This is a genomic window from Streptomyces sp. NPDC030183 (genome assembly GCF_055573455.1).
Map to the genome: position 1 here is coordinate 167,872 of NZ_JBVIBK010000005.1, position 25,101 is coordinate 192,972.

The 25,101-nt window shown below is 75.1% G+C and carries 6 protein-coding genes; all 6 read left to right on the top strand.

Annotated elements, in window-relative coordinates:
- Positions 1-45: 45 nt before the first annotated feature.
- Genes ACZ4Z2_RS08000 through ACZ4Z2_RS08025 form a run of 6 tightly spaced genes read left to right on the top strand, consistent with a single transcriptional unit; the run spans position 46 to position 24,678 of the window.
- A complete protein-coding gene (locus ACZ4Z2_RS08000; RefSeq protein ID WP_468073534.1) occupies positions 46-15,060 on the top strand; it encodes a type I polyketide synthase in 15,015 nt (5,004 codons plus the stop codon).
- A 36-nt stretch (positions 15,061-15,096) separates the two neighbouring features.
- Positions 15,097-21,255 carry a type I polyketide synthase gene (locus ACZ4Z2_RS08005; protein WP_468073536.1) on the top strand — a complete coding sequence of 2,053 codons (6,159 nt, stop codon included), beginning with the start codon at positions 15,097-15,099 and terminating at the stop codon, positions 21,253-21,255.
- A gap of 1 nt (position 21,256) precedes the next feature.
- The gene (locus tag ACZ4Z2_RS08010) at positions 21,257-22,129 is read left to right on the top strand and encodes a 3-hydroxyacyl-CoA dehydrogenase family protein (RefSeq protein ID WP_468073538.1); all 873 of its coding nucleotides are present in this window, start codon (positions 21,257-21,259) and stop codon (positions 22,127-22,129) included.
- The gene (locus ACZ4Z2_RS08015; protein ID WP_468073540.1) at positions 22,126-22,404 is read left to right on the top strand and encodes an acyl carrier protein; all 279 of its coding nucleotides are present in this window, start codon (positions 22,126-22,128) and stop codon (positions 22,402-22,404) included. The genes ACZ4Z2_RS08010 and ACZ4Z2_RS08015 overlap by 4 nt, the downstream gene beginning before the upstream one ends.
- A complete protein-coding gene (locus ACZ4Z2_RS08020) occupies positions 22,397-23,512 on the top strand; it encodes an acyl-CoA dehydrogenase family protein (RefSeq protein ID WP_468073542.1) in 1,116 nt (371 codons plus the stop codon). Before ACZ4Z2_RS08015 ends, ACZ4Z2_RS08020 begins: the two co-directional genes overlap by 8 nt.
- On the top strand, positions 23,509-24,678 hold the full coding sequence (locus ACZ4Z2_RS08025) for an HAD-IIIC family phosphatase (protein ID WP_468073544.1): 1,170 nt from the start codon (positions 23,509-23,511) through the stop codon (positions 24,676-24,678). The genes ACZ4Z2_RS08020 and ACZ4Z2_RS08025 overlap by 4 nt, the downstream gene beginning before the upstream one ends.
- Positions 24,679-25,101 lie beyond the last annotated feature (423 nt).

The following is a 25,101-nucleotide window of genomic DNA, read 5'->3' on the forward strand; positions in this document are numbered from 1 at the left end:
CCGGATCCACGTACAGCCGTTTCCAGGAGAAGGCGAGAACGCACAGTGAGCGACCGGACCGAGCAGAAGCTCCGCGACTACCTCAACCGCGTCACCATCGACCTCCAGCAGACCCGGCGACGGCTGCGGGACGTCGAGGAGCGCAGCCGTGAGCCCATCGCCGTCGTCGCGATGAGCTGCCACTTCCCCGGCGGGGTGCACAGTCCGGAGGACCTGTGGGAGCTGGTGGCGGACGGCCGCGACACCTACGCCGGGATCCCCGTCGACCGGGGCTGGGACGCCGCCGGGCTGGCCGTCTCCGGCGTCCCCGTCACCGGGGCCTTCCTGGAGGAGGCCGGCGGCTTCGACCCCGCCTTCTTCGGCATCTCGCCCCGCGAGGCGCTCGCCATGGACCCCCAGCAGCGGCTGATGCTCCAGACCTGCTGGGAGGCCGTCGAACGGGGCGGCATCAACCCCGTGTCGCTGCGCGGCAGCCGTACCGGCGTGTTCGCCGCCTCCATCGACCAGGGGTACATGTCGCTGGCCGACGGGGCGCCCGAGGGCGTCCAGGGCTTCCTGATGACCGGCAACGCGATCAGCGTCATGTCCGGGCGCGTCTCCTACGTCATGGGACTGGAGGGGCCCTCGGTCACGGTCGACACCGCCTGCTCCGCCTCGCTGGTGGCCCTGCACCTCGCGGCGCAGTCGCTGCGCAACGACGAGTGTTCGCTCGCGCTCGTCGGCGGCGTCAACGTGATGGCCATGCCGGGCGCCTTCGTGGAGATCTCCCGCCAGGGCGGCCTCGCCGCGGACGGCCGCTGCAAGCCCTTCGCGGCGGCGGCCGACGGCACCGGCTGGGGCGAGGGTGTCGGCGTGCTGCTCGTGGAGCGGCTCTCCGACGCCCGCGCCAACGGCCACCCGGTCCTCGCGGTGCTGCGGGGCAGCGCCGTGAACCAGGACGGCGCCAGCAACGGCCTGACCGCCCCCAACGGTCCCTCGCAGCAGCGTGTGATCCGCGCCGCGCTCGCCGACGCCCAGCTGGCACCGGCCGACGTCGACGCCGTCGAGGCGCACGGCACCGGCACCCGGCTCGGCGACCCCATCGAGGCCGACGCCCTGCTCGCCGCCTACGGCCAGGACCGCGCCGAGGACCGGCCGCTGTGGCTCGGCTCCATCAAGTCCAACATCGGCCACACCCAGGCCGCGGCGGGCCTGGCCGGTGTCATCAAGGTCGTCATGGCGATCCGGCACGGCGTCCTGCCGCAGACCCTGCACGTGGACGCGCCCACCCCGCACGTCGACTGGGGCTCCGGCGGCGTGCGGCTGCTCACCGAGCGCCGCGACTGGCCCGTCGCGGACCGCCCCCGCCGCGCGGGCGTCTCCTCGTTCGGCATGAGCGGCACGAACGCGCACGTCATCATCGAGCAGGCACCCGAGGCCGAGCAGCGGCCCGCCGACGAGCAGGCGCCCGAGGGCGGTCGGCAGGGCGCGGCCGAGCCGATCGCCGATGCCGGGCCGCGTACCGCGCCGGACGCCGGGTCCGGTCTCGCGTCCGTTTCCGCGTCCGGCGCGGACCCCCTGCCGACCGTGCCCTGGCCGCTGTCCGGCCGCAGCCCCGAGGCGCTGCGCGACCAGGCCGCCCGGCTCGCCTCCTGGCTCGCCGACCGGCCCGGCCTGCGCCCGGCCGATGTCGGCCACTCGCTGGCGGCCACCCGCTCCGCCTTCGAGCACCGGGCCGTCGTCGTGGCCGACCGGCCCGAGGGCTTCCTGCGCGGGCTCGCCGCCGTCGCCGCGGGCACCAGCGCCGCCGAGACGGTCACCGGCCGTACCGGCGCGGGCGACGGCAAAACCGTCTTCGTCTTCCCCGGCCAGGGCTCGCAGTGGGCGGGCATGGCACGGCGCCTCCTGGACGAGTCACCGGTGTTCGCCGCCCGCATGGCCGCGTGCGAACAGGCCCTCGCCCCGCACCTGGACTGGTCGCTGTCGGCGGTCGTGCGCGGCGAGCCCGACGCGGCGCCGCTGGACCGCATCGACGTCGTCCAGCCGGTGCTGTTCGCCGTGATGGTCTCCCTCGCCGCGGTCTGGCAGTCCTACGGGGTCGAACCCGACGCCGTCGTGGGCCACTCCCAGGGTGAGATCGCCGCCGCGTACGTCGCCGGCGCCCTGTCGCTCGACGACGCCGCCCGCATCGTCGCCGTACGCAGCCGCGCCCAGCTGGCACTGGCCGGCACCGGCGGCATGGCCTCCGTGGCGCTGCCCGCCGACACCCTGCGGGACCGCCTGCGCGCCTGGGAGGGCCGCCTGTCGGTCGCCGCCGTCAACGGCCCGGCCTCCGCGGTCGTCTCCGGGGACCTTGAGGCCCTGGAGGAGTTCCTCCGCCAGTGCGAGGAACGCGAGGTGCGGACCCGGCGGGTCGCCGTCGACGTGGCGGGCCACTCCGCGCACATGGACCGGCTGCGCGACGGCCTGCTCGACACGCTCGCGGGCGTCCGGCCCACCGCCGCCACGATCCCGTTCTGCTCGACGGTGACCGGCGGATCCCTCGACACGACCGGCCTGGACGCCGACTACTGGTTCCGGAACATACGGCAGACCGTCGAGTTCGACGCCGCCGTGCGCGACCTCGTCCGGCGCGGCCACAGCGTCTTCGTCGAGATCAGCCCGCACCCCGTGCTCACCGTCCCGACGCAGGACACCCTCGACGACCTCGCCGACCCCGACGCGGTGGTCCCGGCCCCGCCGACCCTGGTCACCGGCACCCTGCGCCGCGACGAGGGCGGCCTGCACCGGGTGCTCACCTCCCTCGCCCAGGTGCACGTGCACGGCGTGCCGGTGGACTGGGCGGCGGTGTTCGCCGCTCACCGCCCCGAGCGGGTCGAACTGCCGACGTACGCCTTCCAGAACCGGCGCTTCTGGCTGGAGCCGCAGACCCGGCCCGGCACCCCGCAGGACACCACCGACCCCGCGGACGCCGCCTTCTGGGCCGCCGTCGAACGCGAGGACGTCGCCGCGGTCGCCGCCACACTCGGCGTCGAGGCCGCCAGCTGGAGCGACGTCCTGCCCGCTCTCTCCGCCTGGCGCCGCGACCGCCGTGACCGGGCCGTCCTCGACGGCTGGCGCTACCGCATCGCCTGGCAGAGGCTCACGGCCAAGGCCGCCGGACCGCTGCGGGGCCGCTGGCCGGTCCTCGTCCCGGACGGCCACACCGCCGACCCGGCGGTGACCCGTGCCGTCGAGGCCCTGCGCGAGCGCGGCGCCGACCCCGAACTCGTCGTCCTCGACCACACCCACACCGACCGGTCCCGGCTCACCGGCCACCTGCGTGAACTGCTGGAGACCGGGCCCGGCACGGAGGCCGCCCCCGCCGGAGTGCTGTCCCTGCTGGCTCTCGACGAGCGGCCGCACGAGGGCCTGCCCGCCCTGCCCGTCGGCCTGGCGCTCACCACGGCCCTTGTCCAGGCGCTGGACGACCTCGGGGTCCGGACCCCGTTGTGGTGCGTCACCTCGGGCGCCGTCCCGGTGCACCCGTCCGAGCCGGTGCCCCACCCGGTCCAGGCCCTCGTCTGGGGCTTCGGCCGCACGGCGGCCCTGGAACACCCGACCCTGTGGGGCGGTCTGATCGACCTGCCCGAGCAGTGCGACGAACGCGCCGGACACCTGCTCGCCGACCTCCTGGCCGGCGCCGGCGACGAGGACCAGCTCGCGATCCGGGCCTCCGGCGCCCACGCCCGCCGACTGGTCCGCGCCACCCCCTCCACCCCCGCGCCGTCGGCTCCCTGGCGGCCCTCCGGCACGGTCCTCGTCACCGGCGGCACGGGCGGGCTCGGCGCGCACGCCGCCCGCTGGCTCGCCCGGGGCGGCGCCGACCACCTGGTCCTCGTCAGCCGCCGGGGCGCCGACGCCCCCGGCGCCGACGAACTGGCGGCCGAACTCACCGCCCTGGGCACCGGTGTGACCCTGGCCGCCTGCGACATCACCGACCGCGAGGCGCTCGCCGCGCTCGTCGACCGGGTCACCGCCGAGGGCCACCCGGTCCGCGCCGTCCTGCACACCGCCGCGGCCGCCCAGCTGTTCCCCATCCGCGACGAGAACCCCGAGAGCATGGCCGCCACCCTGGCCGCCAAGGTCCAGGGCGCCGCCAACCTCGACGCCGTCTTCGCCGACACCGACCTCGACGCGTTCGTCCTGTACTCCTCCGTCTCCGGTGTGTGGGGCAGCGCGGACCACGCCGCCTACGCGGCGGGCAACGCCTACCTCGACGCCCTCGCCGCCCACCGACGCGGCCGGGGCCTCGCCGCCACCTCCGTCGTCTGGGGCATCTGGAGCGCCGAGGGCGGCGGCCTCGCCACCAGCGACCTCGAACGCGCCCTCCTCGAACGCGGTATCCCCTTCATGGACCCGCGGCTGGCCGTCGGCGGGCTCCAGCGCGTCCTGGACGACGACGAGACCGTCGTCGTGGTCGCCGACGTCGACTGGGCCCGCTTCGTGCCCGTCTTCACCTCCGTACGGCCCAGCCCCCTCATCGCCGACCTCCCCGACGTCCGCGCCCTGGCCACCGCCGAGGACCGGACCGACCCCGACCCGGACGACGCCGACGGCGCCGCCGGACTGCGCCGCACCCTCGCGGGACTGCCCGAGCCCGAGGTCCGGCGGACCCTGCTGGAACTCGTCCGCACCAACGCCGCCGCGGTCCTCGGCCACGACTCCGCCGACGCCGTCCTGCCCGACCGGGCCTTCCGCGAACTGGGCTTCGACTCACTGATCGCCGTCGAACTGCGCAACCGGCTCAACCAGGTCACCGGCCTGCGGCTGCGCGCCACCGTCGTCTTCGACTACTCCTGCGCCGCGCTCCTCGCGGAACACCTGCGCACCGAACTCCTCGGCGACACCGCTCCGGCCGCGGCCACGGCGGCCGTCGTCCCCGTCGCCGACCCCGACGAGCCCATCGCCATCGTCGCGATGAGCTGCCGCTTCCCCGGCGGCATCGACACCCCGGAGCGGCTGTGGCAACTGCTCCTCGACGGCGGCGAGGTGCTCTCCGGCATGCCCGCCGACCGCGGCTGGCCCCTGGACCGCCTCTACCACCCCGACCCCGACCACCCGGGCACCTCCTACGTCCGCGAGGGCAGCTTCCTGCACGACGCGGGCGACTTCGACCCGGCCTTCTTCGGCATCTCGCCGCGCGAGGCCGTCGCCATGGACCCGCAGCAGCGGCTGCTCCTGGAGACCTCCTGGGAGGCGTTCGAACGGGCGGGCATCGACCCGGCGTCCCTGCGCACCACCCCCACCGGCGTCTTCGCCGGCGTCAACTACCAGGACTACACCTCGCTCGCGGGCTCCTCGCCGGAGGGCGGCGAAGGACATCTGGTCGCGGGCGGAGCCGCCAGCGTGGTCTCCGGGCGCGTCGCCTACACCCTCGGTCTGGAGGGCCCGGCGGTCACCGTCGACACCGCCTGCTCCTCCTCGCTGGTCGCCACACACCTCGCCGCGCAGGCCCTGCGCGGCGGCGACTGCTCGCTCGCCCTCGCCGGCGGTGTCGCCGTGATGGCCACCCCGGGCGTCTTCGTCGGCTTCTCCCGGCAGCGCGGCCTCGCCGCCGACGGCCGCTGCAAGGCGTTCGGCGCCTCCGCGGACGGCATGGGTCTCGCCGAAGGCGTCGGCGTGGTGCTCCTGGAGCGGCTCTCGGACGCCCGCCGCAACGGCCATCCGGTGCTCGCCGTGCTGCGCGGCAGCGCCGTCAACCAGGACGGCGCCAGCAACGGCCTGTCCGCCCCCAACGGCCTCGCCCAGCAGCGGGTCATCCGGCAGGCCCTCACCAACGCCGGGCTGACCGCGGCCGACGTCGACGTCGTCGAGGCGCACGGCACGGGCACCACCCTCGGCGACCCCATCGAGGCGGACGCCCTGCTCGCCACCTACGGGCAGGACCGCCCGCACGGCCGTCCGCTCTGGCTCGGCGCGCTCAAGTCCAACATCGGCCACACCCAGGCCGCCTCCGGAGTCGCCGGAATGATCAAGACCGTGCTCTCGCTGCGGCACGGCGTCCTCCCGCGCACCCTGCACGCCGACGAGCCCTCCCCGCACGTCGACTGGGCCTCCGGCGAGGTGGAACTGCTCACCGAGGCACGCGACTGGCCCGACACCGGCGCACCCCGCCGCGCCGGCATCTCCTCCTTCGGCTTCAGCGGCACCAACGTGCACGCCATCCTCGAACAGGCACCGCCCGCCTCCGACGCGGACACGGACGCAGGCGCCGGACCGGAGCCGCGGCACGCGCCCACCTTGCCGGTCGTGCCCTGGGTGCTGTCCGCGAGGTCGCCGCGGACCCTGGCCCACCAGGCGCAGCGGCTGCGCAGCCACCTCGCCGGGGGCGCCAGCGCCGACCCGCTGGACACCGGCTACTCCCTGGCGACAGGCCGCACCCCCTTCGAACACCGCGCGGTGCTCCTCGGTACCGGCGGCGACGCCCCGTCGGCCGCCCTCGACGGGCTGGCCGGCGGCGAGGACACCCAGGGGCTGATCCGTGGCGTGGCCGACACCGACGGCCGACGGGTGTTCGTCTTCCCGGGCCAGGGCGCGCAGTGGGCCGGCATGGCGCGGGAACTGCTGGACACCTCCCCGGTGTTCGCCGCCTCCATCGCCGCCTGCGAGCAGGCACTGACGCCGTACGTCGTCTGGTCGCTCGACGCCGTGCTGCGCGGCGCCCCGGACACGCCACCCTTCGAACGGGTCGACGTGGTCCAACCCGCGCTGTGGGCCGTGATGGTCTCGCTGGCCGCGCAGTGGCGCTTCTGGGGCGTCGAGCCCGACGCCGTACTGGGCCACAGCCAGGGCGAGATCGCCGCCGCCGTGGTCGCCGGGGCCCTCTCCCTGGACGACGGCGCCAAGGTCGTCGCCCTGCGCAGCCGCGCGATCCTCTCCCTCGCCGGGCACGGCGGCATGGTCTCCGTGGCCGTCCCGCGCGAGCGCGCCGTCGAACTCGTCGCCCGGTGGTCCGGGCGGCTCTCCCTCGCCGCTGTCAACGGACCGTCCGCCGTCGTCGTCTCCGGCGACGCGGAGGCCCTGACCGAGCTGATCGCCGTCTGCGAGAAAGAGCGCGTACGGGCCCGCACGATCGCGGTGGACTACGCCTCCCACTCCGCGCACGTCGAGCGCATCCGCGCGGAGGTGCTCGACGCACTGGACGGCATCGCGCCGGTGGCGGGCCGGGTGCCGCTCTACTCCACCCTCACCGGCGACTGGCTCGACACGACGGAGATGGACGCCGGGTACTGGTACCGGAACCTGCGCGAGACCGTCGAGTTCGACGGCGCCGTACGCGCCCTCGCCGACCAGCGCCACCACGTCTTCGTCGAGGTCTCGCCGCACCCGGTGCTCACCATGTCCGTGCAGGAGACCGTCGAGTCCGCCACGGCCGCCGAGTCGGCCGAGGCCCCGCGGACCGTGGTGACCGGCACGCTCCGCCGTGACGAGGGCGGCCTCGCCCGCGCGCTCACCTCGGCCGCCGAACTGTGGGTGCGCGGCGTCCCGGTGCTGTGGCCGGTCCTCTTCGAAGGCACCGGCGCCCGCCGCACCGACCTGCCCACCTACCCGTTCGAGCACCGGCGCTACTGGCTCGGGTCCGGTGAGCCGGCCGGCCCGTCGGGCACGACCGGCACGGTGGACGCGGAGGGTGCGGCCGACGCGATCGACGCGATCGATTCTGCGTTCTGGCGGATCGTGGAGCGCGGTGACGCCGCCGAGGCCGCCGGAGACCTGGCGGTGGACGCCGAGACGCTCGGCACGGTGCTGCCCGCCCTGAACGCCTGGCGCCGCAGGCAGCGCGAGGGCGCCGCCGTCGACAGCTGGCGCTACCGCGTCGACTGGCAGCCGGTCCCCGACCCGCCCGCCGCGCCCCTGTCCGGCACCTGGCTCGTGGTCCTGCCCGAAGGGCACGACGAGGAGCCGGGCGCCCAGCTCGCGCGGGACGCCGTGACGGCCCTCACCGAAGCCGGGACCGACGTCGTGACCGTGCGGCTCACCGACGCGGACGCCGACCGCGCCACGCTGGGGGAGCGGCTCACCACCGCCCTGGACGGCCGCACCCCGCAGGGCATCCTGTCGCTGCTGGCGATCGCCGGGCGACCGCACCCCGACCACCCCGCCGTCTCCGCCGGTTCGGCCCTCACCCTCGTCCTGGTCCAGGCGCTCGGCGACCTCGGCGTCGAAGCCCCGCTGTGGTGCGCCACCCACGGCGCCGTCTCCACCGGCGCCGGCGACCCGCTCACCGCACCCGACCAGGCGCTGGTCTGGGGCACCGGCATGGTCGCCGCCCTGGAGCACCCCACCCGCTGGGGCGGTCTGGTCGACCTGCCGCCGGCCCTCAACTCCCTGGCCCGCGACCGGCTCCGCGCGGTCCTCGCCGGTGCCACCGGTGAGGACCAGCTCGCCGTCCGCTCCGCCGGACTGCTCGGCCGGCGCCTGGTCCGCGCCCCCCGCCCGCCCGGCACCCGGCCCGGGTGGAAGCCCCGGGGCACCGTCCTCGTCACCGGCGGCACGGGCGCCCTCGGCCCTCACGTCGCGCGCTGGCTCGCCCGCGGCGGCGCCGAACACCTCGTCCTTCCCGGGCGGCGCGGCGCCGACGTCCCCGGAGCCGACGAACTGCGGGCCGAACTCGCCGAACTGGGCACCCGGCTGTCCCTGCCCGCCTGCGACGTCGCCGACCGCGCCCAGGTCGCCCGGCTGCTGACCGGACTGGAGGAAAAGGGCACCCCCGTCACCGCCGTGTTCCACGCCGCCGCCTACATCCAGCTGGCCTCCCTGGACGACACCCCGCTCGACGCCTTCGCCGAGGTCGTCGCCGCCAAGGCGGAGGGGGCCCGGCACCTGGACGAACTGCTCGACCGCGAACTCGACGCGTTCGTGCTGTTCTCCTCCGTCGCAGGTGTCTGGGGCAGCAGCAACCACGCCGCCTACACCGCCGGCAACGCCTATCTCGACGCCCTAGCCGAACACCGCAGGGCCCGGGGCCTGAGCGCCACCACCGTCGACTGGGGCGTCTGGTCGGCCGCCAACCCGTGGGCCGTCCGCGAGACCGTCGACGAGTCCGACTTCTACCGGGTGCAGAAGCAGGGCCTGCCGCTCATCGAGCCCGACCTCGCGCTCGCCGGACTCCAGCAGGCCCTCGACGACGACGAGACGGTCATCGCCCTCGCCGACGTCGACTGGGAACAGTTCGCCGCGGTCTTCGGCTCCGTACGCCCCAGCCGTCTGCTCACCGGCGTACCGGAGGCCAGGCGGCAACTGGAGGAGGCCGCGACGCCGGGTACGAGCGCCGCCACACCGGCCGCCGACGTGCTGCGCGAGCGCCTGGCCGGACTGGCCGGGGCCGAGCAGCGCCGCGTCGCCCTGGACCTCGTCCGCACCCACGCCGCGGCCGTCCTCGGCCATGACTCCCCGGAGGAGCTGCGGCCGGGCAGGGCGTTCCAGGAACTCGGCTTCGACTCACTGACCGCCGTCGAACTGCGCAACCGGCTCCGCACCGCCACCGGCCTCCCCCTGCCCGCCACCCTCGTCTTCGACTACCCGTCCGCGGCCGTGCTCGCCGAGCACATCCGCGCCGAACTGCTCGGCGAGCACCGGACGCCCGCCACGCGGGAGCCCGCGCCGGCCGGCACCGGGGTGGCCGACGAGCCGATCGCCATCGTCGCGATGAGCTGCCGCTTCCCCGGCGGGGTGCACACCCCCGAACAGCTGTGGCGGCTGCTGGAGGAGGGCGGCGACGTCGTCTCGGAGTTCCCGACCGACCGCGGCTGGCCGCTGGAGTCCATGTTCGACCCCGACCCGGACCAGCCCGGCACCAGCTATGTACGGCACGGCGGATTCCTCTACGACGCCGGTGACTTCGACGCCGACTTCTTCGGCATCTCCCCGCGCGAGGCGGTCGCCATGGACCCGCAGCAGCGACTGCTCCTGGAGACCTCCTGGGAGGCATTCGAACGCGCAGGACTCGACCCGGACCGCCTGCGCGGCACCGACACCGGTGTCTTCACCGGTGTCAACTACCAGGACTACGGCGCTTCCGTGGCCCAGACCCAGGAGAACGAGGGCCACCTCCTCACCGGCAGCGCGGCGAGTGTGATCTCCGGCCGGATCTCCTACACCCTCGGTCTGGAGGGCCCCGCGGTCACCGTCGACACCGCCTGCTCCGCCTCCCTCGTCGCGGTGCATCTGGCCGCCCAGGCGCTGCGTGCCGGGGACTGCTCACTCGCCCTGGCCGGCGGCGTCGCGGTGATGTCCAGTCCCGGCGCCATCATCAGCTTCGCCCGCCAGCGCGGCCTGGCCGCCGACGGCCGCTGCAAGGCGTTCTCCGACGCCGCCGACGGCATGGGCATGGCCGAGGGCGTCGGCGTGATCCTCCTCGAACGGCTCTCCGAGGCACGGCGCAACGGGCACCCCGTGCTGGCAGTCCTGCGCGGCAGCGCCGTCAACCAGGACGGCGCCAGCAACGGCCTGACCGCCCCCAACGGCCCCTCCCAGCAGCGGGTCATCCGCGCCGCCCTCGCCAACGCCCGGCTCTCGGCGGCCGACGTCGACGTCGTCGAGGCCCACGGCACCGGCACCACGCTCGGCGACCCCATCGAGGCCCAGGCCCTGCTCGCCACGTACGGGCAGGAGCGCACCGACGGGCGCCCCCTGCTGATCGGCTCCCTGAAGTCCAACATCGGGCACACCCAGGCCGCCGCGGGCGTAGCCGGTGTGATCAAGACCGTCCTGGCGCTCCGGCACGGGCAGGTGCCGCGCACCCTGCACGTCGACCGGCCCTCGACCCAGGTCGACTGGACGGCCGGTGCCGTGGACGTGGTCACCGACACGACCCCGTGGCCCGCGACGGGCCGCCCGCGCCGCGCCGGGATCTCCGCGTTCGGCATGAGCGGCACCAACGTGCACGCGATCCTGGAGGAGGCGCCCGAGGAGAGTCGGCCCCGGACACCGGACGAGGTGCCGGCCCGGTCCGTGGCCTGGCCGTTGTCCGCGAAGTCCCCGGACGCCCTGCACGGTCAGGCCGCGCGCCTGACCACCCACCTTTCCGAGGCACCGGACGCCACGCCCGCCGGCATCGGCGGGGCCCTGGCCGCCCGCACCGCCTTCGAACACCGCGCCGTCCTCGTCGGCGACGGCGCCCGGCTCCCCGCCGCGCTGACCGCGCTCGCCGACGGAGGCACCGCCCCCGACCTCGTACGCGGCGTCGCCGGCGCCGTGGGCCGTACGGTATTCGTCTTCCCGGGCCAGGGCTCGCAATGGGCCGGTATGGCACGGGAGCTGCTGGACGAGTCCCCCGTGTTCGCGGCCCGGATGGAGGAGTGCGAACGGGCACTGGCTCCCTTCGTCGACTGGTCACTGCTCGACGCCGTGCGCTCGGGCGGCGTCTGGGACCGGGTGGACGTCGTCCAGCCCGCGCTGTTCGCGGTGATGGTGTCGCTGGCCGAGGTCTGGCGGTCCTTCGGTGTCGTACCGGACGCCGTCGTCGGCCACTCCCAGGGCGAGATCGCCGCCGCCGTCGTGGCGGGGGCGCTGTCCCTGGAGGACGCCGCCCAGGTGGTCGCGCTGCGCAGCAAGACGCTCGACGCGCTGGCCGGTCGCGGCGGCATGGCCTCGCTGTCCCTGCCCGCCGACCAGGCCGAGGCCGCCCTCGCCCCCTGGTCCGGCGCCCTGTCGGTCGCCGCGCTGAACGGCCCCGCCACCACCGTGGTCGCGGGCGAGGCGGAGGCCCTGGCGGCCCTGCTCGCGCGGTGCGAGGCCCAGGGCGTACGGGCCCGGCGCATCGACGTCGACTACGCCTCGCACTCCGAGCACGTCGAGGAGATCCACGGCGTCCTGATGGACGCCCTGGCGGGTATCAAGCCGCTGCCGAGCGAGGTCCCGCTGTACTCCACGGTGGACGGCGGCTGGCTCGACACCACCGGCATGCACGCCGGTTACTGGTACCGCAACCTGCGGCAGACCGTCGGCTTCGACCCCGCCGTCCGCGCCCTGGCCGCCGAGGGGTTCACCTCCTTCGTCGAGGTCAGCCCGCACCCCGTGCTCACCATGGCCATCGAGGAGACCACCGAGACCGCCGGACGCGAGGCCGTCGTCCTCGGCACCCTGCGCCGCGACGAGGGCGGCCTGCGACGCTTCCTGCTGTCGGCGGCCGAACTGTGGGTGCGCGGAGGCGCGGTCGACTGGACCGCCGCGTTCCCCGGCGCGAGCACGGCCGAGCTGCCGACGTACGCCTTCCAGCGGCGCCGCTACTGGATCCAGCCGCCCGCGGCGACGCCCCGCGGGCCCGGTGCCACCGGTCACCCGCTGCTCGGCACGGCCGTCGAGGTCGCCGACACCGGCGACCTCGTGCTCACCGGCACCCTGTCGACACGCACCCACCCCTGGCTCGCGGACCACGCGGTCTCCGGCGTGGTCCTGCTGCCCGGCACCGGCTTCGTCGAACTGGCCGTACGCGCCGGTGACGAGGCGGACTGCCCCCGCGTCGAGGAACTGACACTCCAGGCACCGCTGGTGTTCGACCGGGACGCCGCCGTCCGGATCCAGGTGCGGGTCGGCGCGCCCGACGACGCCGGGCGGCGCACCCTCGGTGTGTTCTCCCGGGCCGAGGACGGCGCCGGCACTCCGTGGACCGGGCACGCCACCGGTGTCCTCGCCCCGGCCGGGTCCACCGACGGGGCGGCCCACCCGTACGGCACGGCATGGCCGCCCGCCGGGGCGGAACCGGTGCCCGTCGACGGCCTCTACGAGCGGTTCGCGGACGCCGGCTACGGATACGGCCCCGCCTTCCACGGCCTGCGCGCCGCCTGGCGCCTCGGCCAGGACGTCTACGCGGAGGTCCGGCTGCCGGAGGAGCTGCACACGGGGGCCGTCGGCTTCGGTCTGCACCCCGCGCTGCTGGACGCGGCCCTGCACGGTCTGTGGCTCGCCGACGGCGCCGACCAGAGCGACGCGCCCGGCACCGCCAGGCTGCCCTTCTCCTGGGAGGGTGTCCGCCTGCACGCCTCCGGCGCGACGGAACTGCGCGTACGGCTGAGCTACGACGACACCGGCTCGGTGGCGCTGGCCGCCGCCGACCCGGCCGGCCGGCCGGTCGCCGACGTGGCGGCGCTGGCCATCCGGCCCATCGCCGTCGACGCCCTGCGCGACGCCGCGGCGCCGGGACGCGATGCGCTGTTCACCCTGGGCTGGACCGCCCTGCCCGCCGCCACCGAGCCGCCCGTCGGCCGGTGGGCCGCCCTCGGCACCGAGCACCTGCTGCCCGAGACCCACGAGAACCTCGACGCGCTCACCGCCGCCGTGGACGGGGGCGCCGCCGTGCCCGACGTGGTCGTCACGCTCTGCCCGCCCGGCGGGAACAGCGCGGACGCGGCCCGCACCGCGCTCGCCGGCACCCTGCGCCTGCTGCAGACCTGGCTGGCCGACGACCGCTGGGCCGACACCCGCCTGGTCCTCGTCACCCGGGGCGGCGTCGCGACCGCGCGCGGCGAGGACATCGGCGACCTGGCCGCCGCCGCCGTGTGGGGGCTCGTGCGCTCCGCGCAGTCCGAACACCCCGACCGGTTCGTCCTCGTCGACGCCGAGGACCCGGCCGAGGCCCTCAAGGCCCTGCCCGCCGCCCTGTCCGCCACGGAACCCCAGCTCGCGGTACGCGACGGACGGACCCTCGCACCCCGCCTGACCAGGACCCCGCCGACGGATGCCGGGGCCGCGGCCGGCAAACCGTGGGACCCCGAGGGCACGGTGCTCGTCACGGGCGCCTTCGGCGTCCTCGGCGGCCTGGTGGCCCGTCACCTGGTCACCGAGCACGGGGTACGCCACCTGCTGCTGACCGGGCGGCGCGGCGCCGACACCCCCGAGGCGACCGCCCTGGTCGACGAGCTGACCGCCTTGGGTGCCCGGGTGGAGACCGCCGCCTGCGACGCGGCCGACCGGGACGCCCTGGCCGGACTCCTCGCGGGCGTCCCCGACACCCACCCGCTGACCGCCGTGGTCCACTCGGCCGGCGTCCTCGACGACGGGGTCATCGGCTCGCTGACCCCCGAGCGCCTCGACCGCGTCCTGCGCCCCAAGGCGGACGCCGCGCTCAACCTGCACGAACTGACCCGCGACCTGCCGCTGGCCGCGTTCGTGCTCTTCTCGTCCGCCTCCGGCACCGTCGGCAGCTCCGGGCAGGGCAACTACGCGTCGGCCAACGCCTTCCTGGACGCGCTCGCCCAGCACCGTCGCGCCCGGGGCCTGCCCGCACAGTCGATCGCCTGGGGCATGTGGGCGGAGCGCTCCGCCCTGACCGGCACCCTCGACGAGGTCGACCTGCGGCGCATGGCCCGGGGCGGCGTGGGGGCACTCACCTCCGACGAGGGCCTCGCCCTGTTCGACACCGCGCTCCAACGGGACGACGCAGTGCTGGTCCCGGTCCGGCTCGACCTGGCCAGGCTCCGCGCCAGGGCGGGCACCGGCGCCGTACCCGCCCTCTTCCGCGCACTGGTACGCGGCGCCACCCGCCGGACGGCGGCCACCGGTGGCGCCGTCGACGGGGCGGACGCCCTGCGCGGGAGGCTCGCGGGCCTGTCCGCCGACGACGCCCGCGCCGTCCTCGCCGACCTGGTGTGCGCGCACGCCGCCGACGTGCTCGGGCACGCCGGAGCCTCGGCCGTCGACCCCGAACGCGCCTTCCGGCAGCTCGGCTTCGACTCGCTGACCGCGGTGGAACTGCGCAACCGCCTCAACGCGGCGACCGGACTGCGGCTCCCCGCCACCCTGGTGTTCGACTACCCGAGCCCGGCGGCCGTCGCCGGGTACTGCGCCGACCGTCTCGCCCCGGCCGGCTCCGCGCAGGCCGCGGCGGCGCCGGCCCCGGCCGACGAGGAGATCACCCGCGCGCTGTCCACGATCCCGCTGGACAAACTGCGCGACTCCGGCCTGCTGGAGGCACTGCTGCGCCTGGCCGGACCGGACCGGGACGGCGGCACACCGGAGTCTTCCGAACGGACGGCCGACATCCAGGAGATGGACGTGGACGGCCTCGTACGGCTGGCACTGGGGAGCGAGAGTGCCTGACCGCGTACCGGCCCGGAACGGGATGTGAGGAGAGGGATGTCCACGGACAAGGTGGTCGAGGCGCTGCGCGCCTCCCTGCTGGAGAACGAGCGGCTGCGCGGCGAGAACACACGGCTGCGCGACGAGTCCCGGGAACCGGTCGCCGTCGTCGCCATGAGCTGCCGCTTCCCGGGCGGGGTCCGCACCCCGGAGGACCTGTGGCGGCTCCTCGTCGAAGAACGCGACGCGGTCAGCGAGTTCCCCACCGACCGGGGCTGGGACGCCACCGCGCTGTACGACCCCGACCCCGACACCCCGGGCACGTCCAACACACGCGAGGGCGGCTTCCTGCACGACGCCTGCGAATTCGACGCCGGTTTCTTCGGGATATCGCCCCGTGAGGCCCTCGCCATGGACCCCCAGCAGCGACTCCTGCTGGAGACCTGCTGGGAGGCCGTCGAGCGCGGCGGCATCGACCCGCTGTCCCTGCGCGGCAGCCGCACCGGCGTCTACGCGGGCGTCATGTACAACGAGTACGGCGCCCGGCTGGCCCGGATACCGGAGGACGTCGAGGCGTTCATCGGCACCGGCACCGTGCCCAGCGTGGTCACCGGCCGGATCGCCTACACCCTCGGCCTGGAGGGCCCGGCCGTCACCATCGACACCGCGTGCTCGTCGTCGCTGGTTGCCCTCCACCTGGCCTGCCAGGCGCTGCGGGCGGGTGAGATCTCCCTCGCCTTGGCGGGCGGCGTCACGGTGATGTCCACACCGAGCCTGTACGTCGGCTTCAGCCGCCAGCGCGGACTGGCGCCGGACGGCCGCAGCAAGTCGTTCGCCGCGGCCGCCGACGGCGCCGGCTTCGGCGAGGGCGTCGGCGTGCTGCTCCTCGAACGGCTCTCGGACGCCCGGCGCAACGGCCACCCCGTGCTCGCCCTGGTGCGGGGCTCGGCGGTCAACCAGGACGGCGCCAGCAACGGCATGACCGCGCCCAACGGCCCTTCCCAGCAACGGGTGATCCAGCAGGCCCTGGCGGCGGCCGGCCTCTCGCCGGCCGAGGTCGACGCGGTGGAGGCCCACGGCACGGGCACCCGCCTCGGCGACCCCATCGAGGCCCAGGCGCTGCTGGCCACCTACGGTCAGAACCGCCCGGCGGGCCGGCCGCTGCTGCTCGGCTCGCTCAAGTCCAACCTCACCCACACCCAGGCCGCCGCCGGGGTCGGCGGCGTCATGAAGATGGTGCTGGCGATGCGCCACGGCCTGCTGCCCCGCACCCTGCACATCGACCGTCCCACCCCGCAGGTCGACTGGAGCGAGGGCGACATCGCCCTGCTCACCACGGCCACCCCCTGGCCGGACAACGGCCACCCCCGCCGCGCCGGAGTCTCCTCCTTCGGCGCCAGCGGCACCAACGCCCACACCGTTCTGGAGGCGGCGCCCGCCGACGTACCCGCCGACGACGAGGTACGTGACGAGGTGCCCGGCCCCGTGGCCTGGGCGCTGTCCGCGAAGGGCGAGGCGGCACTGCGCGGACAGGCCGCCGCCCTGCACGCCCATCTGACCGACACCCCGCAGGCGCACCCCCTGGACGTGGGCTTCTCGCTGGCCACCGCCCGGTCCGCGTTCGCCGACCGCGCCGTCGTCGTCGGCGACGACCGTCCCGCCCTGCTGTCCGGCCTGGCCGCGCTGGCCGCCGGACGGCCCGACCCGGCGGTCGTCTCCGCCCGCGCGCGGCCCGGACGCAAGGCCGTCTTCGTCTTCCCCGGCCTCGGCTCGCAGTGGCCCGGTATGGCCGCCCAACTGCTCGACGAGTCACCCACGTTCGCGGCCCGCATGGCGGACTGCGCACAGGCACTCGCCCCGTACGTCGACTGGTCGGTCACCGACGTCCTGCGCGGCGCGCCCGGCGCGCCGTCCCTGGACCGGGTGGACGTCCTCCAGCCCGTGCTGTTCTCCGTGATGGTGTCGCTGGCCGCGCTGTGGCGGTCGTACGGCGTCGAGCCCGCCGCCGTCGTCGGCCACAGCCAGGGCGAGGTCGCCGCCGCCTGTGTCGCGGGCGCGCTCACCCTGGAGGACGGGGCCCGCGTGGTGGCGCTGCGCAGCCGGGCCCTCGCCGGACTCGCCGGTGGCGGCGGCATGGCCACCGTCGTGCTCTCCGCCGCCGAACTCGCCCCGTACCTGGAACGCCGCTCGGGCAAGGTCACGGTCGCCGCCGTCAACGGGCCGCGCGTGCTCGTCGTTGCCGGACCCGGCGACGAGGTCGGCGCCCTCGTCGACGAACTCTCCGCCGAGGGCGTCATGGCCTGGCGCATCCCGGTGGACTACGCCTCCCACTCGGACGACGTGAGCACCGTACGCGACCGGCTGCGCGAGGACCTGTCCTCGCTCGCCCCCAAGGCCCCGGCCGTGCCCCTGCTGTCCACGGTGGACGCCGACTGGGTCGGTGCCGGTGACCTCACCCACGCGTACTGGTACCGCAACCTCCGCCAGACCGTCCGCTTCCACGACGCGATACGCCTGCTCCTCGACGCCGGGCACCGCACCTTCGTCGAGGTGAGCCCCCACCCGCTGCTCACCTACGGCATCGGCGACACCGCGGCCGACGCCGGCGCGGACGACGCCGTGGTGCTGGGCACCCTGCGGCGCGACGAGGGCGGTCTGCACCGGATGCTGCTGGCGCTCGGCGAGGCGCACGCGAACGGCGTGGCCGTCGACTGGCGGCGCGTGTTCGACGGCACCGGAGCCCGTCTCACCGACCTGCCCACGTACGCCTTCCAGCGCACCCACTACTGGCTCGACGTGCCCGCGCACGTCGGGGACCCCGGGTCGGCGGGCCAGACGGAGACGGGCCACCCGCTGCTGACCGCCGCCGTGGATCTGCCGGACGGCGACGGAGTGCTCTTCACGGGGCGCATGTCAGCGCGCACCCATCCGTGGCTCGCGGACCACGCTGTCTCCGGCACGGTGCTGCTGCCCGGCGTCGCCTTCGTGGAGATGGCCGCGCACGCCGCCGTCCACGTCGGCTGCACCACGGTCGAGGAACTCACCCTGGCCGCACCCCTGGTCCTCGCCGCCGACGAGGCCCGACTGCTCCGCCTGACCGTGGACGCGCCCGATCCCGAGGGCCGCCGGGCCGTGGCGCTGTACTCCCGCCCCGACGACGCCGCCTCCACCGCACCGTGGGTACGCCACGCGGGGGGCACCCTGGCCGGGACGCCCGCCTCCGCACCGGGTGACCCCGGTCGGTGGCCGCCCGGCGACGGCGCCGAACGCCTCGACCTCGACCACCTGTACGCGGACTTCGAGGCGGCCGGGGTCCACTACGGCCCGCTCTTCCAGGGCCTGCGCGCCGCCTGGCGGGTCGGCGACGAGATCCACGCCGAGGTGGCTCTGCCCGAGTCGGCGCCGGGGACCCGCGCGAGCGGCTTCGCCGTCCACCCGGCCCTGCTCGACGCCGCGCTGCAGACGGTGGCCCTGCGCCCCGGCGGCACCCGCGACACGGACGCGCGCACGGGAGGCGTACCGCTGCCCTTCTCCTGGCACGACGTGACGATCGCCCCCACGGCCGACCCGGTCCTGCGGGTGGTGCTGAGCCCTACCCCGCAGGACGGTGACGCCGTGTCGGTGCGGGTCACCGACCGCACCGGCCGCCCGGTCGTGACCGTCGGCGCGCTGACCCTGCGGGCGGCGGGCGCCCCCGCCGCACCCGAGCGGTCCCTGTTCCGCCTCGACTGGACCCGGCTGCCCGGCACCGGACCGGCCACCGGAACCTGGGCCGTGCTCGGCACCTCCGGCGGCGGTCTGCTGCCGGCCGGCTTCCAGGCCGCGCCGTGCCCGGACCTCGCCGACGTGCCCCCCACGTGCGACGCCGTGCTGGCCCTGTGCCCGCCCGTCGGCGGCGCGGGCCCCGAAGCGGCCCGCGCCGCCCTGAACGCCGTACTGGACCTGCTGCACCGCTGGCTGGCGGAGCCGAAGTCCACCGAAACCCCCCTGGTGCTGCTCACCCGTGGCGCGGTCGACCTCGACGGCGCCCCCACGGATCTCGGGGGCGCCGCCGGCTGGGGGCTGCTGCGCACCGCCCAGCTGGAGCACCCCGGCCGCTTCGTCCTGCTGGACACCGACGGCGGCGACGGCCTCGAAGCGGCCCTCGCCACCGCCCTGGCCGAGGGCGAACCCCAACTGGCCCTGCGCGAAGGCATCGTGTACGCACCCCGACTGGTCCGCCCGCCCGTCGCCGACCGGCCCGCCGGGTTCGGCCCGGAGGGCACCGTCCTCGTCACCGGCGGCGGAGGCACCCTGGGCGGACTGGTGGCCCGTCACCTGGTCACCCACCACGGCGTACGGCGTCTGCTGCTGCTCGGCCGCCGGGGCGCCGCTGACGAGGGCATGGCCGCGCTCACGGAGGAGCTGAGCGCGGCGGGAGCCGAGGTCACCGTCGCGGCGTGCGACGTGGCCGACCGGGAGGCGCTGGCGGCCCGCCTCGCGGCGATCCCACCGGAGCACCCGCTGCGCGCCGTGGTGCACACGGCGGGTGTGCTGGACGACGGGCTGTTGACCGACCTCACCCCCGAGCGGCTGTCGGCCGTCCTGCGCCCCAAGGCCGACGGCGCCTGGAACCTGCACGAGCTGACCCGGGACCAGGATCTGACGGCGTTCGTGCTGTTCTCCTCCGCCGCCGGGGTCTTCGGCAGTCCGGGCCAGTCCGCCTACGCCGCCGCCAACGCCTTCACCGACGCCCTGGCCGCCGTCCGCCACCGGGCGGGGCTGCCCGGCACCTCCCTGGCCTGGGGCCTGTGGGAGCAGCGCACCGCTCTCACCGACGGCCTCGGCGACACGGACCTGCGGCGGATGGCCCGCAGCGGGGTGCGTGCCCTGCCCACCGAGGAGGGCCTGGCACTGTTCGACGCCGCACTGGCGGGCGACGACCCCGTCCTCGTCCCGGTGGGCCTCGACCTCCGATCCCGCCCCGGCGGCCCGGTGCCCCACCTGCTGCGGTCGCTGGTCCGGACCCCCGCCGCACGCCGGCGTGGCCCGGCGCCCGAGGCGTCGCTGCGGCCCCGGCTGGCCGCCGTGCCGGAGGCCGAACAGGGCGAGATCCTGCTGCGGCTGGTGCGGACCCAGGCGGCCGAGGTGCTCGGCCACGCCGACCCGGACGCGCTGTCCGAGGGGGACGCCTTCCTGGAGAGCGGGTTCGACTCGCTGACCGCAGTCGAGCTGCGCAACCGCCTCGCCGCCGCACTCGACCTACGGCTGCGCCCCACCGCCGTACTCGACTCGGGAACCCCCGCCCGGCTGGCCGGGCACCTGCGGGCGGAACTGACCCGGAGCACCGCTCCCGGAGCCGGGCGGGGGGTCGGTGAACCGCCGCACGACGCGGTCAGCGCCCTGTTCCGGCAGGCGTGCGAGGTGGGCCGGATCCACGAGGGCATCCAGATCCTCCAGCAGGCCGCGAAGCTCCGCCCCGATTTCGGGTCCGGCCCCGAGCTGCTGAACTCGTCCGGACGCCGTCCGGAGCTTTTGCGGCTGCACGTCCGCGACGACGCGCCCGAACTGGTCTGCTTCGCCTCGGTGGTGGCGCTCGGCGGAGCCCATCAGTACAGCCGCTTCGCGTCCGCCTTCGAGGGCCGCTACGGCGTCAGCGCGCTGGACGCGCCCGGCTTCGCCCCCGACGAGCCGCTGCCCGCCGGCATGTCCGCCCTGCTGGACTTCCAGACCGAGGTCCTCCTGCGGCGCCTCGGTGACCGGCCGAAGGTGCTGCTCGGCTCCTCGTCGGGCGGCACCCTCGCCCACGCCGCCGCCGCCCGCCTGGAAGCGCTCGGAGCCGGCCCGGCCGCCGTGGTGCTGCTGGACACCTATCTGTCCGGGGACGAGGCGATGACCCAGTTCGACGACGTCCTGGTCAGCGGCATGTTCGAGCGCGAGGACCGGGCCGCCCCGATGGACGGCACCCGGCTGACCGCCATGGGCCGCTACTTCCAGCTCCTGGACGACTGGGAGCCGCCCCCCGTCGCGGCGCCCGTGCTGCTGGTCCGCGCGTCGAGCCCCCTGGCGGAACCGGCACCGGACAGCGACATCGACTGGCGGGCCTCATGGCCGTCCGCGCATTCCGTCCTGGACGTTCCGGGAAATCACTGGTCGATGATGGAACAGCATCTCAAAACGACGGTCGAAGCCGTCGATGGATGGCTCGGCGAAACTGTGAAAAATGAAGGGGAGTGAAATGTCGGAAAACAATGCTGGTGGTGCCGAAAAGGCGCCTCGCCTCACTGTCCTGGGCGCAGGCGTCATGGGTGTCGGCATCACCACACTGGCGGTCGGTCACGGTGTGCCGGTGACGCTGGTCGACGTCGACCAGGCCAAACGTGAGGCGGCCGAAGCCCGCATCGCCCACGAACTGAGGATCGCGCGACTGATGGGCGCACTGCCGGACGACCTTCCCGCCGGGGAACTCGTCATCAGCGATTCCGTGTCCGACGCGGCCGGTTCCACCGCGGTCATCGAAGCCGTCACGGAAATAGCGGAGATCAAGGAGAAAGTGATCGCGGAGGTTTCCGCGGTCGTTTCCCCTGGTACTGTCCTGGTGTCCAACACCTCGTCCATTCCCATTGACGAACTGGCCTCGGCCGCCGTGCGTCCGGCAGAACTCGTCGGCACGCATTTCATGAACCCGTCCTATCTGATCCGCACGGTCGAGGTCATCCGCGGCGCCCGCACCGGCGATGCCGCCATGGACTCCGTACGGGCCCTGCTCACCACCCTGCGCCGTCAGCCCGTCGTGGTCAGGGACGCCCCCGGCTTCGTGACCAGCCGGGTCCTGCACCCGATGATCAACGACGCGGCCCGGGTGGTGCAGGAGGGGACCGCGACCGCCGAGGACGTCGACGCCCTGATGCAGGGCTGCCTGGGGCACGCCACGGGGCCGCTGCGCACCGCGGACCTCATCGGCATCGACAACCTCGTCGACTCGCTGAACGTGCTGTACGAGCGCACCGGTGACAGCGGCTGCCGTCCGTGCGACCTGCTGCTGGAGAAGGTGCGAGCGGGCCACATCGGCCGGAAGTCCGGCCGTGGTTTCTACGAATACGAGGGATGAAAGTCATGACCATGCCATCCGAGGCGACCGTCGAGAAGGAACTCCTCGACTTCCTGCACGTCCGCACCAAGACCGTCTGGGAGGAGGACACCGACCTCTTCGCGGCCGGCGGGCTCTCTTCCCTGTTCGCCATGGAACTCGTCGTCCACCTGGAGAAGTCCTACGGCATCGCGATCCGGGGCGCCGACCTGCGGCTGGACAACTTCCGTACCGTCACGGGAATGGCGGCACTGGTCCGCCGTCTGCGCGCGGCCGCCGGGGACGGCGGTGAGTGAGCGCCTCGCCGAGGCGACGGCCTCGGTCACCGGCCTCGTCGGTGACCGGGCCGGTGACTGGGACCGCTCGGGCCTGCTCCCCGCCGAGCTGCTGAGGAAGCTCGGCGCCGCCGGGCAGTTGTGCGCCGGTGTGCCCACCGAGTACGGCGGCCTCGGCTGGGACAGCCGCACCGGCGGCGAGTTCACCGCCCACGTCGGCAGCCTGTGCAGCTCCCTGCGCAGCGTCATGACCTCCCAGGGCATGGCCGCCTGGACCGTCGAACGGCTCGGCGACGAGGCCCAGCGCCGCGCACTGCTGCCCCGCCTCACCTCGGGCGAACTGGCCGCCGTCGGCTTCAGCGAGAGCCAGGCCGGCAGCGATCTGTCGGGCATCGACACCCGGATCACCGTCGACGGCGACACCGTCGTGGTCGACGGCCACAAGGTGTGGATGACGGCTGCCCACTACGCCGACCTGCTCATCGTCTTCGGACGGATGGGCGACGGCGCCGCCGCCGTGGTCGTACCCGCCCGGGCCCCGGGCGTCGACGTACGACGGGTTGCCGACCCCCTGGGCTGCCGCGCCGCCGGACACGCCGAGGTCCGCCTCGACTCCGTACGCCTTCCCGCCGACAGCGTGCTGGGCGGCGGGGGCCTGTCCCTGCCGCTGCTCGTGACCACCGCCCTGGCCTACGGACGGATGTCGGTCGCCTGGGGATGCGTCGGAATCCTGCGCGCCTGCCTGGCCGCGACGACCCGGCACGCCGCGTCCCGCGAGCAGTTCGGGCAGCCGCTGGCCCGTCACCAGCTCGTCGCCAAGCACCTCGCCGATCTCTTCGTCGCGGAACAGGTCGCCTCCCGCGCCTGCGAACACGCCAGCCACCGCTGGGACACCGGGTCCCCCGACATGGTGGTCGCCACCATCCTCGCCAAGCACGTCAGCGCCGGCCACGCCGCCCGCGGGGCCGCCTCCGCCGTACAGGTCATGGCGTCGGCGGGAGCCCAGGACGGCCATCCGGTGGCCCGCGCCTACCGGGACGCCAAACTCATGGAGATCATCGAGGGCAGCAACGAGATGTGCGAACTCCTGCTCGCCCAACACGCGTTGACAAGTGTGGAGCCGACATGAGCGACAAGTCCGGCGCCGACGCGCCGGCCCTCGTGAAGTGCCTGGTCTGGGACCTGGACAACACCCTCTGGCAGGGCACGCTGCTGGAGGACGCGGAGGTACGGCTGCCCGACGCGATACGGGCGACGATCGTCGAACTCGACGCGCGGGGCGTCCTGCAGTCCGTCTGCAGCCGCAACGACCACGACCTGGCCTGGGCCCGTCTCGAAGAGCTGGGCGTCGCCGAGTACTTCGTGCTGCCCGAGATCGGCTGGGGACGCAAGTCCGAAGCGGTACGGCGGATCGCCGAGGGCCTGAACTTCGCCCACCGGACCATCGCCTTCATCGACGACCAGCCCGCCGAACGGGCCGAGGTCGCCCACCACCTCCCGGACGTCCGCTGCTACTCCGCCGAGGAAGCGGTCACCCTCACCGGCCTGCCCGAGTTCAGCCCCGCCGTGAGCACGGTGGACTCCCGGCGCCGGCGCGAGATGTACCAGGCCGGCTTCCGCAGGGAGACCGAACGGTCCGCCTACGAGGGCCCCGACGAGGAGTTCCTCCGCTCCCTCGACCTGGTCATGCGCATCGGACGGGCCACCGAGGAGGAGATCACCAGGGTCGAGGAACTCACCCTGCGCACCAGCCAGATGAACGCCACCGGAGTGCACTACTCCGACCGGACGCTGCGCGAGTTGTCGGCGGACCCCGGCCACGAGGTCCTGGTCACCACCCTCACCGACCGGTTCGGGCCGCACGGGGCCGTCGGCGTCACGCTGGTCGAGAAGCACCCGGCCGTGTGGCACCTGAAGCTGCTCGCCACCTCCTGCCGCGTGGTCTCCTTCGGCGCCGGATCGGTCATCCTGAACTGGCTCGTGGACCAGGCCGCCGCGGCCGGCGTCCATCTCGTGGCCGACTTCCGGCGAACGGACCGCAACCGCATGATGGAGGTCGCCTACCGGTTCGCGGGCTTCGACGAAGAGCCCTGCGCCTGCCGCGACGCCGTGCGGCCCGCGTCGGCAGGGGCGGCAGAGGGAGCGGAAGAGGGAGCGGAGGAGCAGGAGACAGCGGAGGTCGAACGACTGCATCTCGTCGCCGCACCCCGGCCCGCCTCCACGACCGTCCGGTTGATCGCCCCCGACCTGACGGCGCGGCCCGCCACGGACACCTCGGTCGTGGCCCCGGCGTGACGGTCCCGCTGCCGAGGGCAGCTCACGGCGGGCTCCCGGACCACCTCGTCCGGGAGCCCGCCGAGGACTCGTACGACGTGGCGGTGGGGGGGGGGGGGGGGGGGGGGGGGGGGAGGAAAAAACACCCCCCCCCCCCCCCCCGGGGGAACTCACACCCCCAAACGGGGGGGGGGGAACTCCCCCCGGCCCCCCCCCCCCCCCCCCCCCCCCCCCCCCCCCCCCCCCCCCCCCCCCCCCCTTCTCCCCCCCCCCCCCCCCCCCCCCCCCCCCCCCCACGACCCGACCCTCCCCGAGGCCTCCGGGGGCCTCAGCCGCCCGACCGGATGCGGGCGACCGACTCCCTCGATGCCGACGACCGCGACCCGGGACGGCGAGATCGCAGACGAGGGGCAGGGCACCGAACCGACGCAGCGGCCCCGTGTC